The organism is Acinetobacter sp. 228, from assembly GCF_048147885.1.
On record NZ_JAYWYV010000194.1, the window covers coordinates 1 to 1,559 of the forward strand.

Annotated in this window: 2 protein-coding genes; both read left to right on the forward strand. The window is 39.2% G+C overall.

The window, feature by feature from the left end:
- Nucleotides 1–805 (forward strand): LysM peptidoglycan-binding domain-containing protein (locus VXQ92_RS17285; RefSeq protein ID WP_416682650.1); only part of this gene is annotated, 805 nt, incomplete at its 5' end.
- 15 nt (nt 806–820) lie between these two features.
- The coding region (locus tag VXQ92_RS17290; protein WP_416682651.1) for an ABC transporter substrate-binding protein at nt 821–1,559 on the forward strand (739 nt) is incomplete at its 3' end.

Below are 1,559 nucleotides of genomic sequence, written 5' to 3' on the forward strand. Positions count from 1 at the left end.
TAGCCTAGCTGAGCTTGCTGAACTGAACAACTTAAAAGCCAACAGTCATGTCCAACTGGGACAAACTCTAAAAGTTCCGGCTGGTGCATCAGTTCCTGACCAATATGTTGTGCAGTCAGGCGATAGCTTAAATGCAATAGCAGCTAAATATAACTTACAAACCAGTTATTTGGCTGATTTGAATGGTTTGTCACGTACTGCAGGCCTTCGTGCTGGTCAGCGTTTAAAATTAACTGGTGAAGTTGAAACAACTAGCAAAGTTTCGGCTAAAAATACCAAAGAAGAAACGCCAGAGACCTACACAGTTAAATCTGGTGATAGCTTAGGAAATATCGCCAACCGTTATCATTTACAATTAGATTACCTTGCTGCATTGAACGGTTTGCCTCGCAACAGTAATGTTCGTGTTGGTCAACGCTTAAAATTAACAGGTGATTTACCAACAGTAGAAACAGCTAAAACGGATACGGCAAAATCGTCTCCAAAAGCTGTAGTTGCAGGAAAAAATACTGAAAAGTACACGGTTAAAGCTGGTGAGTCGTTAAATGCTATTGCGAGTCGTGCGGGTATTTCAGTTCGTGAACTTGCTGAAATGAATGCATTAAAAGCAAATGCCAATTTACAGCGTGGACAAAATATTGTGATTCCAAAAACTGTAGTGGAATACAAAGTCAAACGTGGTGATACCTTAATTGGTCTTGCGAGCAAATATGGTTTAGAAACCACTTTACTGGCGGAACTCAACAACCTAACACCGTCGACTCAATTGCGTATTGGCGATATCATTAAAGTGCCTAATTTATAGAATAATTAGTACTTTATGCAAAAGTTATATTCTCAACTGAGCCTGCTAGTCGGGCTCAGTGTTTTTTCGCAAGTTATATTCTCTGCTCAGCAAACCACGCCGTATATCGCAATTCATTCTAAGCCTAAATATCTGGCAATGGCTTCTATGCCTTATGCCAACCCGAATGCACCTAAAGGCGGAGTATTGAGTCAGGCTGCGCAAGGGACATTTGATAACTTAAACAGTATGAACGGTAAGGGAAATGCGACAGAAGGGGTAAATTATCTTTTTGATACTTTAATGACCCAGTCACTTGATGAAGTGGGGGTGTTATATCCACTTCTGGCAGGAAAAGTTTCGTATGATCCTATAAAAACTCAGTCAGTTACTTTTTATTTAAACCCAAAAGCTCGATTTAGTAATGGACTGCCCGTAACAGCTGAAGATGTGAAATTTAGCTTTGATACCTATCAAACCAAATCTAATTTTGGTCTACAAATGTATCTTGCAGACTTAGCGAAAACAGAAGTGATAAACCCACATCAAGTTAAATTCACTTTTAAGTCTAGCCATAATCCTAAAATGCCATTTGTTGTGGCGAGTTTACCGATTTACTCAAAAGTAGATTGGCAGAAACGCGATTTTACCCGTATTAGCTTGCAACCGATTATAGGTTCAGGGCCTTACGTTGTTGAGAAAATTGATGCAGGTCGGAGTATTAGTTATAAACGTAATCCAAATTATTGGGCAAAAGACTTACCTATTAATAAAG